This is a genomic window from Candidatus Villigracilis affinis (assembly GCF_016705895.1).
GTDB lineage: Bacteria > Chloroflexota > Anaerolineae > Anaerolineales > Villigracilaceae > Villigracilis > Villigracilis affinis.
The window spans coordinates 48,627-62,192 of record NZ_JADJKT010000029.1; the positions used below are offsets into that span (position 1 = coordinate 48,627).

The following is a 13,566-nucleotide window of genomic DNA, read 5'->3' on the forward strand; positions in this document are numbered from 1 at the left end:
AAATTCATTTCTTTTCAAAATTGACAGACACGATTCATATTTCCTGACGTATAATTTCGCCACTCAAAATGACACTTCCAAATCAGTCTGCCAGTAAAAGAAGAACAATTGCTGTACTCGGTGCACAATTAAGCCGCAGTTGGGGCGCTGAGTTCATGGATGGCGTCCTGGATTCAGCCCGTGCCAGCGATATCAACGTGGTTTGTTTTGTGGGCGGCAGACCCACGGCCATTGCCTCGCCCCAGCACGGCGGGTATTCCTATGGGTTGTATGACCTGGTCAAACCTGGTCATTTCGACGGCATTTTGCTTTCCGCCGACTTGAGCCACGGCACCAAAGCGGAAGCGATCAGGGATTTTTGTCGAATTTTTTCGCCGACACCGCTTGTCTCATTTGCGATACCGGCGGAGGGTGTACCCTCTTTTATTGCGGATAATGAAGGCGGCATGCGTGCGATGATCCGCCATTTGATCGAAATGCACGGTTACAAACGCATCGCATTTATTCGGGGAATGCAAGGACATCTGGAAGCCGACCAACGTTTCAATGCCTATTTGGAAGAACTGAAGATACATGACATCCGTTTCGATGAACGTCTCGTCGTGGATGGCGATTACACCACCGAAAGCGGACGCGCCGCAGTGCGCACCCTGCTGGATGAACGGGCGGTTCGTGTTCAGGCGATCGCGGCTTCGAACGACCGCATGGCCTTTGGTGCCATAGAGGTTTTGCAACAGCGCGGCATTCAAGTGCCCGATAGCATCGCTGTGACCGGCTTTGACGATGTCAGTGAATCAAAATCAATGGGCGTGCCGCTCACCACGGTAAACCAGCCCTTTTTCGAGACGGGGAAAAGAGCCTTTGATGCCCTTCTAAAGAGCATGAACGGCGAGAAGGTAAATGACGTTAATGTCATGCCTGCACAGCTGGTGGTGCGCTGGTCTTGCGGTTGTTTGCCGGAAAACGTAAAACGGGCGGTGGTACTTCCCAAGGAAGTGTCACACACCGGGCGTTTGGAAAATAAACGCGACGCCGCCATCCGTGCGCTGTTTAGCGCGGCGGGCATTCCGGAAGACAGTCCGGAGCGGGCTCAATACATCGATGTGTTTGGACGCACTTGGGATATTTTCCTGGTCAGCCTGCGCGAATTGGACAAAAGCGACTCATTCCTGAAGATGATCCAGACCATGGTTGAGTTATTGCAGCGATCCAATTATGACTCTACGACCTGGCACAATGTCATTTCCATTTTCAGACGCTATGCGCTGGGCGGCATTACAAGTAATACCACCATGTTACGCGCGGAGAATCTCTTCCAACAGGCGCGTATGCTGGTGGGTGAGTTGTCGCAGCGCGCGCAGGCCTTCCGCCGTTTGCAGTTTGAACAACAGGAAGAAGCGCTGAATCACTTCAGCTTCTCCATGGCTCCCGCCATGACCCTGGAAGAGATCGGTGATGCGCTTTCGAAGCATTTCCCGGTGCTGGGCTTGAACCGCTGGTACTTGATGTTCTACAGCGATTTCGCTTCGCCGGGCTCGGTATTATCCCCAACCCCGGAAAGTTATCGCCTGCTCTTGCAATACGATCAGGATAAATTCCAGATCCCGCAGGAAAAATCTGCAATCGCCACGGGACGTCTCGTGCCGCGCGGCAAGACCCCTGAAGATCATCGCTATGCTGCCGTGGTCATGCCCCTGGCATTGGCAAGCAATCGTTTTGGTTTCATGTGGGCGGAGATGGGTCCGACGGATTGGGATATTTACATGCGCTTGAAGAATTTACTTTCCAGCGCCCTCCTGCGAACCATGCTTGTGCAGCAGCGCGAACAGGCACAGCAGGAAGTGGAACGTCTCTTGAGTGAGGCGCGTGAACGGGCAGTGGAACTTGCCCGTGCACGGGATGCCGCCGAGAAAGCCGCTTCGCAAAATGCAAAACTTTTTGAGTCCGAGCAGATACGTCGTCGCGGGGCGGAAGCGCTGGCTCGTTCTTCGCGCCAGTTATCGTCTTTGACCACGATCGAAAAACTCCCGCATCAGATTCTCGAACAATTACAGCAGGTACTGCCCTATGATCGCGGCATTCTGCTCATGGAAGATGTCAACGGTGTGCCGCGTATCCGCTCACATCAAGGTCTGCCCGCCGATCAGGATGTGTCCGATTTCAATATTCAGCTTGATGGCAAGGATTTCTACAAGACCATTGCACGAAAAGGCGAAACCCTGCTCGTTCATAATGTAGACGCTGTAAAAGACTGGCGTCAACCGTCCTGGCTGCCGCGCGATCATTCATGGATGGGCGTGCCGCTTTACTCGAAGGATAAAGTCATCGGTTTGCTGATGCTCAGCCGTACACACAGCGGATTCAATGAGGATGACGGTTTGATGGCCGCCACATTTGCCATGCAGGCCATCGTCGCTTTGGAAAACGCGCGTTTGTACGACGAAGTGACCAGCATCAACCAAATGATGGAGCGCATGGTTTCTCAGCGCGTGGAAGAGTTGAATAACGCCTACAACACGCTGGCAAAACATGACAAGAACAAGTCTGCGTTCATTCAGGTGGCTGCGCATGAATTGCGCACACCGCTTACGGTTATCAAAGGCTATCTCGGCATGTTGAGCGTGGATCCGGTGGTTCAGGCCAATAACGTTCTATCGCAGGCCATCGAAGGCGTTTCACAGGGCACGAATCGTTTGCATCAGGTCGTCAGCAGCATGCTCGATGTGGCACGGTTGGATAACCAGATCACGAATCCGCATGTGGAGCCGGTTAGCTTGAATCTGCTCCTACGGTTGATCCACAAGGATTATTTGAAGGATCTGGAAACGCGTCAACTTAAATTTGAGCTTGATGAAGCGATAAAGGAAATTCCCCCCCTTTTGGCGGACCCTGAACTGCTCAAGAAGGCGTTGGACCATGTCATCGTCAACGCAATCAAGTTCACCCCTGACGGTGGTTCCATTACAGTCTCTGCAAGTGTGGTTGAGGATGCGCGTCTGGGCAAACAGGCTGAGATCCGTATCAAAGATACGGGCATCGGCATCGACGCCGAACACCACAAGATCATCTTTGAGAAATTGTTCCAATTGGGAACGGTGGAATTGCATTCCTCCAGCCGCACCAATTACAAAGGCGGCGGCGCCGGGCTTGGACTCGCGATCGCTGCGGGTATCGTAAAGGCGCTGCAGGGAAATATCTGGGTCGAAAGCAACGGCCACGACGAAACGAATTTCCCCGGCAGCACATTTGTGATCCGCCTTCCACTGGTAAAGTAACACAACCATTAAATAAAAACAGCCGCAGAGCATCTATGCTCTGCGGCTGTTTTTACTGATTTATCCTGCGCTGTTTCCGTTTTTGCTGGGGGTTCGGTTATGCGTGAATAGATTATTGATCTGATCGCGCAGCGGCGAAAGGATGCCGATATGCATGAGCATGAGGGCCGAGATTGAGATCATCACCCCGAAGATCGTAAAATCGCCGAACAACATCAGCCCGTTTGGATTTGCAATAAAGACATATCGAATGGTGATTGTAAATAACTGAATAACGCTAATGATTAATAATGGGATTGCGAAGGGACGCAGATCGTGATCTTCCACAAGCAGGTGCAGGCAAATCAGCACAAATAGCCCGCCCAATAGCATGGCCAGATATGCCCAGAAATGGGTTAAGTCATATTTCTGCATATATAATTTCTGGATCACCTTGATATAAAGAATTCCAACTGCAACAAGGCAGGCCCACGAGTAGGTTTTGATGATCATGGGATAGACCAGATTTCCAAAAAAACGAATACTAACCAATCCAATTCCCCATCCGAAGAAAAATATAACTCCGAGAACGATGACCTTGATCGGCAACCCGTCAAGGCTGTTGGCAAGGCCGTCGTCAAAAATATCGAATACAAATTTCGCCGCTCCTAACATGGATAAGGTTAGCGCTGCAAGACTGACAAACATGGTTACAATACTCAACAGGCCTCGCGTATCCACTCTGTTTTTGCGCGGAGGTTGGGTCTTTCTTTCCACGAACGGTTGAACGTGGGGCAGTGGTTTTTGAGGGTCCGTCATGACGCATCTCCCAGCCTTGCAGGATTGGTGGTGCTACTTCATTTTTTCGCGGAAATCGTAAATGCCGTCGTTCACTGACCAGCGCGCATTGCAGTTCGGGCAGAGCAGGTGATCATTTTTCTCCTGCAAGTTTTCGCCTGTGCATTCGGGGCATTTGAACAGGCCGATCACGTTCGAGGGAATATCGGCGTTTTGAGCATTGCCATTCACTTTTGCCTTCAGAAAGACACTGGGCGTGAATTGCCAGAGTGCGCCCGTGGGCTGGAACAAGCCATCCAGCGCGGCGAGGAATTTGGCAGGGAAGACACGTTTCAACAATCCGAGGCGGAAGTGTGAAACGGTCAGCGTTTTCTCGATGGAGAAGCCGAGTTCGCCCAGCCAATTGCGGATAGCCTTGGGGTGAAAATCGAAATTCAACTTCACAAATTCCACGGGTTCGAGGCTGAACGGGTTCCAATCCTGGCGTCCCAGCCAGTAGCGCAGAATCGACTTCAGGTTGAGCTTATTCGCAAATTCAAGGATAAAGACGGCGTTCGAGCCGAGAACGTTCCTGATCTGACCAAGGGCTTTGGGGGCATCAGCCATGTGGTGCAGGGTGCGGATCATGGTGGCGGCGTCGAATTGATGCTGACGGAAGGGCAGTCGGTACACATCGGCAGCGACGTAGATGTATTGTTCGCTACGCCCCAGCCTTTGCTGGGCCTGCGCTAGTTGGGTGGTGGAGTAATCCAACAGGACGATGCGCTCGAAGCCCGCATAGCGCGGTGTGTTGCGGCCTGCGCCTGCGCCGAGTTCGAGCATGAGTTTTCCGCTGGGGGGGAGCATCCTTTTCAGGGCAATGGCTTCGGCGCGGTCTTCGTATTCGCGTCCGCCCTGTTCCCAAAAGGATTGCTGATAATCGGAGCCTTCGTAGTTACAAACGGGGGGATTGGTCATGTAGTTTTGTGGTTTCTTGTTTTGATGGATAGGATGAGGATGGATAGTCCATACTCGCCTTGTTTCGTAGTGTAGTGTTTTTTTAGTTTTTGGTCAAATAGGCAAAATAGTCGAATGGCCTTTGCAGACCATTCGACTATTTGATGAACGAACGATCAAACTGAAACTATCGTCCAATGGCGCGGTAGGTGAAGCCCATTTCCCTCATCAAGCGCGGATCGTAGATATTGCGCCCATCGTAAATGACAGGGGATTTGAGCAGACCCTTCAATTTTTCGAGGTCAAGCTGTTTGAATTCGTTCCATTCAGTGACGACCATGAGCGCGTCACAGTCTTTCGCCATTTTGTAGGGCTCATCGAACATATCGACGGCGGGCAAAATGGGACGGGCCACTTCCATCGCCACGGGGTCATACGCGCGGACCTTCGCACCCGCCTTGAGTAACGCAGCGGCAATATCAATGGAGGGGGCATCGCGCATGTCGTCGGTGTTGGGTTTGAACGCCAGACCGAGCAGACCGATGGTCTTGCCTTTCAATTCGCTGCCGATCATCTTTTCCACATGCTTGACTGCGGTGGTGCGGCGGTCGTAATTCACTTCCATCACATCGTTGAGAATGCGCGGATTGAGTCCCTTTTCCTTGGCCATGAAGGCGAGCGCCTCCACATCCTTCGGGAAGCAGGAACCGCCCCAGCCGAGGCCTGCATCCAAAAAGTGACGGCCGATGCGCGCGTCGTAGCCCATACCGGCGGCCACTTCCTTTACATCCGCGCCGACCAGTTCGCACAGGTCTGCCAGTTCGTTGATGAAGGAGATTTTCGTAGCGAGGAAGGCATTGCTGGCGTACTTGATCATTTCAGCGGTGCGCAGATCGGTGATGACGATGGGCGCGCGCAAGGGCAAATGCAGGTGCGCGACCTTGTTCGCGGCGTCCTTATCGAGCGAGCCGATCACGGTGCGGTGCGGGCTCATGAAATCACCAATGGCTGACCCTTCGCGTAAAAACTCGGGGCAGGAGACGACGGCAAATTGCATCGGCTTGGGCTGGGCACCCTTCACAATGTCGGCCACCCAGTCACCGGTCCCGATCGGAACCGTGGATTTGTTGATAATGACCAGCGGAGCGGTCATATTCTCTGCGATGGATGTGGCCGCTGCGGCCACATATTGCAGGTCCGCTTCGCCGCTTTCGCCGGAGGGGGTGCCCACCGCGATGAAAGCGTATTCGGCGTCCTTCAAGGCTTCCTTGTAGGAGGTAGTGAAGGTGATGCGTCCCGCGTTAACATTGCGTTTTACCAGTTCATCGAGACCGGGCTCGTAAATGGGCATGATGCCCTTTTTGAGGTTTTCAACGCGCTTCTCGTTCACATCCAGCGCGGTGACACGGTTTCCGAGATCGGCAAAACAGGCCGCAGTGACAAGGCCGACGTATCCGACGCCGACGACACAGATTTGTTTCATGTTTGTTCCTCTTTGAAAAAAAGATTAGGGGTGTGACGAATTGGCTTTTTTGATCCAGTAATGGACCACTTCCACAAGTTCGCCCAGGTCCATCGGCTTGGTGATGTATTGGTCGCAGCCGGCATCCATTGCGCGCTGACGGTCGCCCGGTAATGCGTGCGCGGTTAAAACGATGACTGGAATGGATTTCACTGTGGGGTTTCTCTTGATCAGGCTGGTCGCTGCCCAACCGTCCATTTCGGGCATGGATAGATCCATGATGATCAAGTCAGGTTTTTGTTTGATCGCCGCATCGACACCGTCACGCCCGTTCACCGCCAGAAAAGTATCGAACCCATCCTTTTGCAGGATGAAATTCACCAGTTCATAGGTGTCCATATTGTCTTCGACGATCAATACACTACCTTTGCTCATGCCGCAAATATACTACGTCTCGCGTTTACGGGCAATGTACGGTTCCCAAACGGGTGCCAAACGAAGACCCTCACCCTGCCCTCTCCCATTGGGAGAGGGAGATGGCAATGGGTATAATCACTACACCTTATGAAAATTCTCTTTGTGGCTGATGGCCGTTCTCCGATCTCTCGAAACTGGATTCGCTACTTCGCGGAACGCGGCGACGAGGTCTATCTCGCTTCCACTTTTGCTTGTGAATTGGATTTCCCGGTCAAGCGGCTGGAATTGACCCCCGTGGCCTTTAGCGCCGTCAAAAAGCAGACTTCCACCCCGGGCAGCGGTTCTTCGCGGACCCTCGGCCTGCGTACGCTTATCAGACAGTGGCTCGGCCCTTTGACCATTTCGCGCTCCGCGAGAAAATTGCGCGCGTTTATTCAAGAGGTTCAGCCCGATATCGTCCACGCGTTGCGCGTGCCGTATGAAGGGATGCTGGCGGCTGAAGCATTATCTGGTGGTCGAGTATCGAGACCACGTTTTATCGTTTCCATCTGGGGCAATGACTTTACTTTGCACGCGCCGTCCACGCCGTTGATGGGATATTACACGCGCAAGGTGATGAAGGCCGTGGATGCGCTCCACGCCGATTGCGAGCGGGATATCCGCCTCGCGAGAACATGGGGCTTGGGCGCTGAGTCGCCTACGTTGGTGGCACCAGGCAACGGCGGAATCAGAGGCGATGTTTTTTATCCTCCAAAAGAATTTGTGAAAGAGCCTGTCATCATCAATCCGCGTGGATTTCGGGCGTATGTCAAAAATGAGGCGTTTTTCAAGTCGATTCCGCTGGTGCTGGCGAAACGAAGCGATGCGCGTTTTGTGTGTTCGTCGATGCAGGGCGAGGCGCAGGCGTTGAAATGGATTCAGGAGTTGGGCATCGAACATGCGGTGCAGTTGAACCCGCCGCTTTCGCACGCGCAGATGGGGGAGGTCTTTCGCGGGGCGCAGATCGTGGTTTCGCCGAGCGTCCACGATGGCACGCCGAATTCGTTGATCGAGGGCATGGCTTGCGGATGTTTCCCCGTGGCTGGCGATCTGGAATCCATCCGCGAGTGGATCACGCACGGGCAAAACGGCCTGCTCGTTGACCCGAACAATCCGCAGGCGATTGCCGATGCGATTCTGATCGCGCTGGAAAGAGAAGACCTGCGGCGCGAGGCGGCAGGTCTCAATGCAAACATGATCTCTGCCAAAGCAGAGTACGGGCGGACGATGGAGCGGGTGGTGGAGTTTTACAGGTCGGTGATTATGAGTGCGTCGCACCAGACGGGTGGATGAGCCTCATTAATCAGCAGAATCTACTCGATGGGATGAATCCCGTCGAGTAAGGTGCGACGCACCCCTGCCAGCCTACATTTCCCGCGGTGCGCGCAGCGATTCCAACCGTCCGCGCAGTTCGATGCGGCGTGAATTTGCCGCGTGGCGGACGTCGTTCATGAAGCCCTGTCCGCGGTCGCGCAGTTCGCCGCGCAGTTTCTCGCCCGATTCAGGCGCCATGAGCAATGCAATCGTAGAGCCGACCAACGCCCCCACCAAAATTCCGATCAGAAAACCGAACATTCTTCGCATGTGAATTCTCCTTCACTTGGTTGTTTTTGTTTTGCTAAAAATATTATACTGCTGATTGGGGTAAAAGATATTTACAGGGTTCATTGTTTCAAACAATTGTGCCAAACCGTCCACGAAACCACGGCGAATGTGGGGAGGTGCGTGGCGGCAATGGTGTGATGTGTCCTTCATCATGGTCTGCATTTCTGCCTTCCATAACGATAGAGGTGATTTTTCGTACCTGGGAGGGGAGTGGGATATAATCGGGGGGCCGGGGGAGTGGTCATGTTGTGTGGAGTGGGGTGTGGGTACGCGGCGCTGGCGCGGGTGGGTTGGCCGAGCTTAGCAACCTTCGGTAAATTGCAAATCAAAATCCCACTGGAGGAAATGATTAGCCAGCAACAGAAGAATGGAATCGAGATTTTGCCAGTTGAAGCATCGCATATCTTTGCCGTTGAATCTCTGCCCAATCATCATAAAGACCCATTTGACCGTTTGATTATCGCGCAGGCAATTGTTGAGGATGCTATCTTACAGTGGGAATTCAGTATCCTGTGGCATGAAGTGGCAAATTGTATAAACCCAAAAAAAACCTCCAAGTTCTTCGCGAGAACTCGGAGGTTTTGACTCTACCTACTACTTCTTTCTTCTTACTTCTTTCTTCTTCCCACTCTTCTTCACAGGCTTCGCCGCTTTCTTCACCACAGCCTTTTTCACCTTCGGCTTATCCGCTGGCAACTGTTCCAACTCGCTCACCAGTTTTTCGAGCACATCGAAACCGCCCTGCCAGAACTTCGCCGAGCGAATATCCACGCCTGCTTCGGCGAGGACTTTCTCCGGCGCTTCTGATCCGCCTGCCGAAAGGATTTTGAGATACTTCGGCTTGAACGATTCGCCTTCCGCTTTGAACTGCTGATACAGCGAAAGCACGAGCAATTGTCCGAAGGCATAGGCATACACGTAGAACGGCGTGTGGTAAATGTGCGGAATGCCGACCCATTCCCACTTGAATTCGTCGCTCAACTCCACCGAATCACCGAATTGCTCTTTCAGGTTTTCCATGTACGCCGCGCACAGTTCATCCACTGAGGCGTTCTTCTGCACCATTTCGTGCGCCTGCTTTTCGAACAGCGCAAAATATGACTGGCGCAAAATGGTGGCGTAGGCATCGTCCATTTGCTTGAAAAGGATGTCGCGCCGAACGGATTCGTCGGTCTCTTCGGCCAGCATCTTGTCGATCAGCATCATCTCCGCAAATGTGGATGCGGTCTCTGCCAACGGGAGAGAGGATTGGAACGAGAAGGTGTTGTGTCCCGCCGCCAGCATGGAATGGATGGCATGACCGAGTTCATGCGCCAGCGTCGCAACCTCGCGTCCCGTCCCCTGATAGTTGACCAGCACCCACGGAGTCATCTCCGGCAGGACAGACCAACAGAACGCGCCGCCGCGCTTGCCCTTGCGAATTTCACTGTCAATGCGGTTTTCATCGAACACGCGCTTTGCCAATTCCGCCACTTTCGGGTCGAAGGCTGAAAAAGCCTCCAGGACCATATTTGCGGCGGTATCGAATCCGTAGGTTTTCTTTGAGCGTGCCACGGGCGCATAAATGTCATAGCGGCGCAGTTTCTTCATGCCGACATGTTTGGCTTTCAGGTTGAAATAACGCTGGAAGATTTTTACATTCTTACGGGCTGTGTTCAACAGCGCATCAACGGCTTCGTTGGGAATATCATTGGTCAAATTCCGCGCCGCAATGGGGCTGCCGAATTTGCGCATGTCAATGTTTTCGTTGTGCCAGTCGCGTACACGGGTCTGATACATCTGCCCGAGGATCACGCCGTCATTGCCATACACGCGGAACTGCTCCTGATAACTTTCCGCGCGCACCTTCGGGTCCGTGTTATAGCGGAAGGATTGAAGTTCCGACGAGGTCATTTCCTTTTCTTTGCCGCCCACGCGCATTTTGAAAGTATAGCGGTTGGTGATCGCATCGTAGAGATTGATCAGCGCGTTGGAACCAGTCACATTCTTGATGTTAACGATCTTCTCTTCCGCCTCGGTCAGGGTGTGCGGCTTGAACAGTCTCAGCGCTTCGAGATAGTAGCGATAATCGCCAGCGGCATCCAACAGGCGTTTGGCGTTGGCTTCGTCCACTTCCTTCCACCATAGGCTGAAGAACATCGTGCGGTTTTCGATCTCCGCTAAAAATTGCAGGGCGCGGTTTTGCAGGGATTGTGCAGCCTGATCCTGTGTATCGGCTGTGAAAGACAAGCCTGCGAAGGAATACAACTTGTTCGCGATGCGCACCGTCTCTTCACTTGCACGGACGATCTGCATGAATTGTTCGGAAGAAATCTCGGGGTTGAGTTTTCCGCGCACCCCTTCGAAAGAGGTGACCTGCTCTTCGATCATGTCGAATGCGTTTTGCAGTTCGGCACTTTCATAACCGGGGTAAAGCGGAGCCAGGCTCCATTTGGATTGAGTATAGGCCATTGTATTTTCTCCAAAAAATAATTTGCAGGATGCGACTTGCAGCCTGCAAATTATACGTCATGGGGACGGATTTTTGATGCTACCGTAGTATGGAATTGATTTGCTCAGAAAGCAGGTCACGCTTGAAACGTGACCTGCTTGAGTGGCGGATGCCGCTGGGAGCATTATGGCACAGCCAAAAAGTGATTCTTCAGCGTGTAGTGGATGTAATTCTCCCACAGCGGGATCACATCTGCCATTTTGTAATCATGATCCGAAAAGGTCTGGATGATGACTCGGCCTTCATAGCAGGTGGCCAGCACGCCTTCCTCGTTCGATTTCCGCGCGGCGAGGCCTGCCAGCAGCACCGCATCCCCGGAGCCGCCGAGGCGAATCTGATCTCCGGTTTGGTTGGCCCAGTATCGGTCATAGTGAAGAAGCGGAAGCACCGTATTCGGTTCATTGAAAATCGGATGCGTCGGGTCCCACCAGTAGATCGAATCGGCCAGTGAATAATCCTTTTGGTAGCGAATTCCGCAACCGCCTAATATCTTGCTGATCGGTCCATTCGCCTCGGTATCAAGATACCAAACCTCGGCGATCAGCGCCACTTTGTCACGGGTCAGGCGGGTGTTGATCACATCCCAAAACTCACCAGAGATGCGGTCCTTCGCTTCCGCGCCGACGATGATCAGGTCGTATTTGGTGCCGGAGTTGAGATACTCCATGAAATGTCCGCTGTAGGAACCGGTCTGTGTATATTTGATGCCCATGTTGTCAAGCGCATCTTGAATCCACATGCCGATGCCGTACTCGTCCGTGTTTTCGTAGACCAGCACATTGGCGGCGCGGATGCGCGCTTCCACATCCTGTGTGGGCGTGGGCTGCACCTGTGCGGGCGCTTCTGGTTGTGCAATGGTCGGTTGGGGTGGGGGTGAAGTTGGCTGAACAGCCTGTTGTGCGTTCAATGCGGCCTGAGTCAATTGAAGGGCCATGCTGGTGGCCTGAAGTTCGAGTGCCGCCTTGGTTGGGTCAAATGCAGGCGGGGAACTGGTGTCTGGCGTGATCGAGATCCCACAAGCCAGAACAAACAGAAAACTTAGCGATAACAGTATGGCCCCCCATACCCCACGCTCTCTAAACATGGTGCCCTCCCAAAAAATGAGATTGCGGAATTTTCCGCAATCTCATTATATAAAAACCAGAGGGGTGTATCAACTACATTATAGACTGGATCGGATGTGCATAATGTCACCATCCTTAACTGGATATTCCTTGCCTTCGAGTCTTAACTTCCCTTTGGCCTTCGCTTCATTCATGGACCCGAGGCTGACCAGGTCTTCGTAGGCAACGACCTCCGCCCGGACAAATCCACGCTGCAGGTCGGTGTGAATTTCCGCGGCAGATTCCGCTGCGCTTGCGCCTCGTTTTGTCGTCCACGCGCGCACTTCATCTTCGCCGACGGTGAAGAAGGTCTGTACCTTCAACAGGTCATACGAGAGGTTGATCATTCGGTTCAAACTTAATTCTTTAATGCCGTATTCTTCCATGAAAACGGCGGCATCTTCCGCGCTGAGTTGGGCGATCTCCATTTCGAGTTTGCCCATCAACGCCACGCTGGGATGATCGAGTTGGGCGTCTGGTGCAGTTTGCCCTTCACCCATGTTGAACACAGTGAGAATGGGTTTGCGGGTGAGCAGGCCGTAGCTGGCAAGTTCCTTTTGTTCTTCGTTCGTGAATTCCATGCTGCGCAGGGGTTTGTTATCTGAAAGCGTTGCGTGAAGTTTTTCGAACAACTCTGTCTGGCGCGCATTGACGACCTTGTCGGTGCCGCCTTTTTTACGTTCCTCGGTCAACTTCTCAAGCTTTCTTTCCACGGCGATCAGATCGTTGAGCAGAAGTTCGGTCAACATGCCGTCCACATCGCGCAGTGGGTTAACGGTCCCGCTGGGATGCATGACGTTCTCGTCCGTGAATCCACGCACGATGAGGATCAAGCCTTCCATTTGGTTGAGTTGATTCAACAGTTGCCCGGAAATGCCGCTTTTGGCCGAACCAGATTCCAGTCCGGCAATATCCGCATAGGTCACTTTGGCGAAGATCGTTTTCTTCGGGTTGAACATTCCAGAGAGTTTGGTCACGCGCGGGTCGGGTACATCCACAACTGCGGTGTGGACTTCGATGCGTCCGGCGGAGGCGCTGGTGGGGGTGTTGCTGCGCGTGAGCGCGTTGAAAATGGTTGTTTTTCCTGATTGGGGGAGTCCGATAATTCCTAGTTTCATCTTGACCTTATTCGTGAGAGTTTGTTATACTATCGGGCGCTCAGTAACCACAAGCCGAAGTGGCGGAATAGGCAGACGCGCACGACTCAAAATCGTGTTCCCTACGGGAATGAGGGTTCGATTCCCTCCTTCGGCACTGGCACAAAATACCCGAAGCGGTATTATAACCCGAACGTCCTCCCATTACGGGAGGACGTTTGAGTTTTATATATATTGAGTCTTATCGCGTTGACAACCCTTTTTAAAACTGTAAAATAATATGTGTAACAGTTATGTCGAAAAGTTTTACTGTGTTATATGAATCGTAAAAAAGGAGGTGTGTGATGAAGCTTTATCTATTCTT

11 protein-coding genes and 1 tRNA gene are annotated in these 13,566 nt (G+C 52.7%); 4 read left to right on the top strand and 8 right to left on the bottom strand.

The features are described from left to right. The first annotated feature begins 68 nt into the window (after nt 1–68). Complete coding sequence (locus IPI86_RS13775) at nt 69–3,275, top strand: substrate-binding domain-containing protein (RefSeq protein WP_345298587.1); 3,207 nt, start codon at nt 69–71, stop codon at nt 3,273–3,275. Between the two features lie 60 nt (nt 3,276–3,335). On the opposite strand, the gene IPI86_RS13780 is transcribed toward IPI86_RS13775, so the two are convergent. The 4 genes from IPI86_RS13780 to IPI86_RS13795 all read right to left on the bottom strand — a co-directional run bounded on the left by IPI86_RS13780 (nt 3,336) and on the right by IPI86_RS13795 (nt 6,885). Next, on the bottom strand, nt 3,336–4,073 hold the full coding sequence (locus IPI86_RS13780) for a hypothetical protein (protein WP_345298588.1): 738 nt from the start codon (nt 4,071–4,073) through the stop codon (nt 3,336–3,338). 33 nt (nt 4,074–4,106) lie between these two features. After that, entirely contained in the window at nt 4,107–5,009 is a 903-nt protein-coding gene (locus IPI86_RS13785) for a methyltransferase domain-containing protein (protein WP_345298589.1), read from the bottom strand. Between the two features lie 166 nt (nt 5,010–5,175). Continuing rightward, on the bottom strand, nt 5,176–6,471 hold the full coding sequence (locus IPI86_RS13790) for a UDP-glucose/GDP-mannose dehydrogenase family protein (protein ID WP_345298590.1): 1,296 nt from the start codon (nt 6,469–6,471) through the stop codon (nt 5,176–5,178). Nucleotides 6,472–6,495: 24 nt separating this feature from the next. Next, entirely contained in the window at nt 6,496–6,885 is a 390-nt protein-coding gene (locus IPI86_RS13795) for a response regulator (protein WP_345298591.1), read from the bottom strand. Nucleotides 6,886–7,014: 129 nt separating this feature from the next. On the opposite strand from IPI86_RS13795, the gene IPI86_RS13800 reads away from it, so the two are divergent. Further along, nucleotides 7,015–8,199: a glycosyltransferase family 4 protein gene (locus IPI86_RS13800; RefSeq protein WP_345298592.1), complete on the top strand. Its 1,185-nt coding sequence runs from the start codon at nt 7,015–7,017 to the stop codon at nt 8,197–8,199. A gap of 72 nt (nt 8,200–8,271) precedes the next feature. Here IPI86_RS13800 and IPI86_RS13805 read toward each other — a convergent pair whose 3' ends face one another. Next, nucleotides 8,272–8,490 (bottom strand): YtxH domain-containing protein, encoded by a 219-nt coding sequence (locus tag IPI86_RS13805; RefSeq protein ID WP_345298593.1) that lies wholly within the window; start codon nt 8,488–8,490, stop codon nt 8,272–8,274. Nucleotides 8,491–8,754: 264 nt separating this feature from the next. Here IPI86_RS13805 and IPI86_RS13810 point away from each other — a divergent pair, with 264 nt between their 5' ends. Next, on the top strand, nt 8,755–9,096 hold the full coding sequence (locus IPI86_RS13810) for a type II toxin-antitoxin system VapC family toxin (RefSeq protein ID WP_345298594.1): 342 nt from the start codon (nt 8,755–8,757) through the stop codon (nt 9,094–9,096). A gap of 9 nt (nt 9,097–9,105) precedes the next feature. Here the strand turns inward: IPI86_RS13810 and IPI86_RS13815 are convergent, their stop codons facing one another. The 3 genes from IPI86_RS13815 to ychF all read right to left on the bottom strand — a co-directional run bounded on the left by IPI86_RS13815 (nt 9,106) and on the right by ychF (nt 13,223). Then, nucleotides 9,106–10,962: a M3 family oligoendopeptidase gene (locus tag IPI86_RS13815; RefSeq protein ID WP_345298595.1), complete on the bottom strand. Its 1,857-nt coding sequence runs from the start codon at nt 10,960–10,962 to the stop codon at nt 9,106–9,108. Between the two features lie 164 nt (nt 10,963–11,126). Beyond that, the gene (locus IPI86_RS13820) at nt 11,127–12,086 is read right to left on the bottom strand and encodes a hypothetical protein (protein ID WP_345298596.1); all 960 of its coding nucleotides are present in this window, start codon (nt 12,084–12,086) and stop codon (nt 11,127–11,129) included. 78 nt (nt 12,087–12,164) lie between these two features. Next, nucleotides 12,165–13,223, bottom strand: coding sequence for a redox-regulated ATPase YchF (ychF, locus tag IPI86_RS13825; protein ID WP_345298597.1), 1,059 nt, complete (start codon nt 13,221–13,223; stop codon nt 12,165–12,167). A gap of 53 nt (nt 13,224–13,276) precedes the next feature. Here ychF and IPI86_RS13830 point away from each other — a divergent pair. After that, nucleotides 13,277–13,359 (top strand) — tRNA-Leu (locus IPI86_RS13830). Nucleotides 13,360–13,566 lie beyond the last annotated feature (207 nt).

Bases quoted from the DNA above. Each gene is read 5' to 3' on its own strand.
- IPI86_RS13810 (WP_345298594.1), top strand. From the start codon at position 8,755: ATGTTGTGTGGAGTGGGGTGTGGGTACGCGGCGCTGGCGCGGGTGGGT.
- IPI86_RS13780 (WP_345298588.1), bottom strand. From the start codon at position 4,073: ATGACGGACCCTCAAAAACCACTGCCCCACGTTCAACCGTTCGTGGAA.
- IPI86_RS13820 (WP_345298596.1), bottom strand. From the start codon at position 12,086: ATGTTTAGAGAGCGTGGGGTATGGGGGGCCATACTGTTATCGCTAAGT.
- IPI86_RS13785 (WP_345298589.1), bottom strand. From the start codon at position 5,009: ATGACCAATCCCCCCGTTTGTAACTACGAAGGCTCCGATTATCAGCAA.
- IPI86_RS13795 (WP_345298591.1), bottom strand. From the start codon at position 6,885: ATGAGCAAAGGTAGTGTATTGATCGTCGAAGACAATATGGACACCTAT.
- IPI86_RS13815 (WP_345298595.1), bottom strand. From the start codon at position 10,962: ATGGCCTATACTCAATCCAAATGGAGCCTGGCTCCGCTTTACCCCGGT.
- IPI86_RS13805 (WP_345298593.1), bottom strand. From the start codon at position 8,490: ATGCGAAGAATGTTCGGTTTTCTGATCGGAATTTTGGTGGGGGCGTTG.
- ychF (WP_345298597.1), bottom strand. From the start codon at position 13,223: ATGAAACTAGGAATTATCGGACTCCCCCAATCAGGAAAAACAACCATT.
- IPI86_RS13800 (WP_345298592.1), top strand. From the start codon at position 7,015: ATGAAAATTCTCTTTGTGGCTGATGGCCGTTCTCCGATCTCTCGAAAC.
- IPI86_RS13775 (WP_345298587.1), top strand. From the start codon at position 69: ATGACACTTCCAAATCAGTCTGCCAGTAAAAGAAGAACAATTGCTGTA.
- IPI86_RS13790 (WP_345298590.1), bottom strand. From the start codon at position 6,471: ATGAAACAAATCTGTGTCGTCGGCGTCGGATACGTCGGCCTTGTCACT.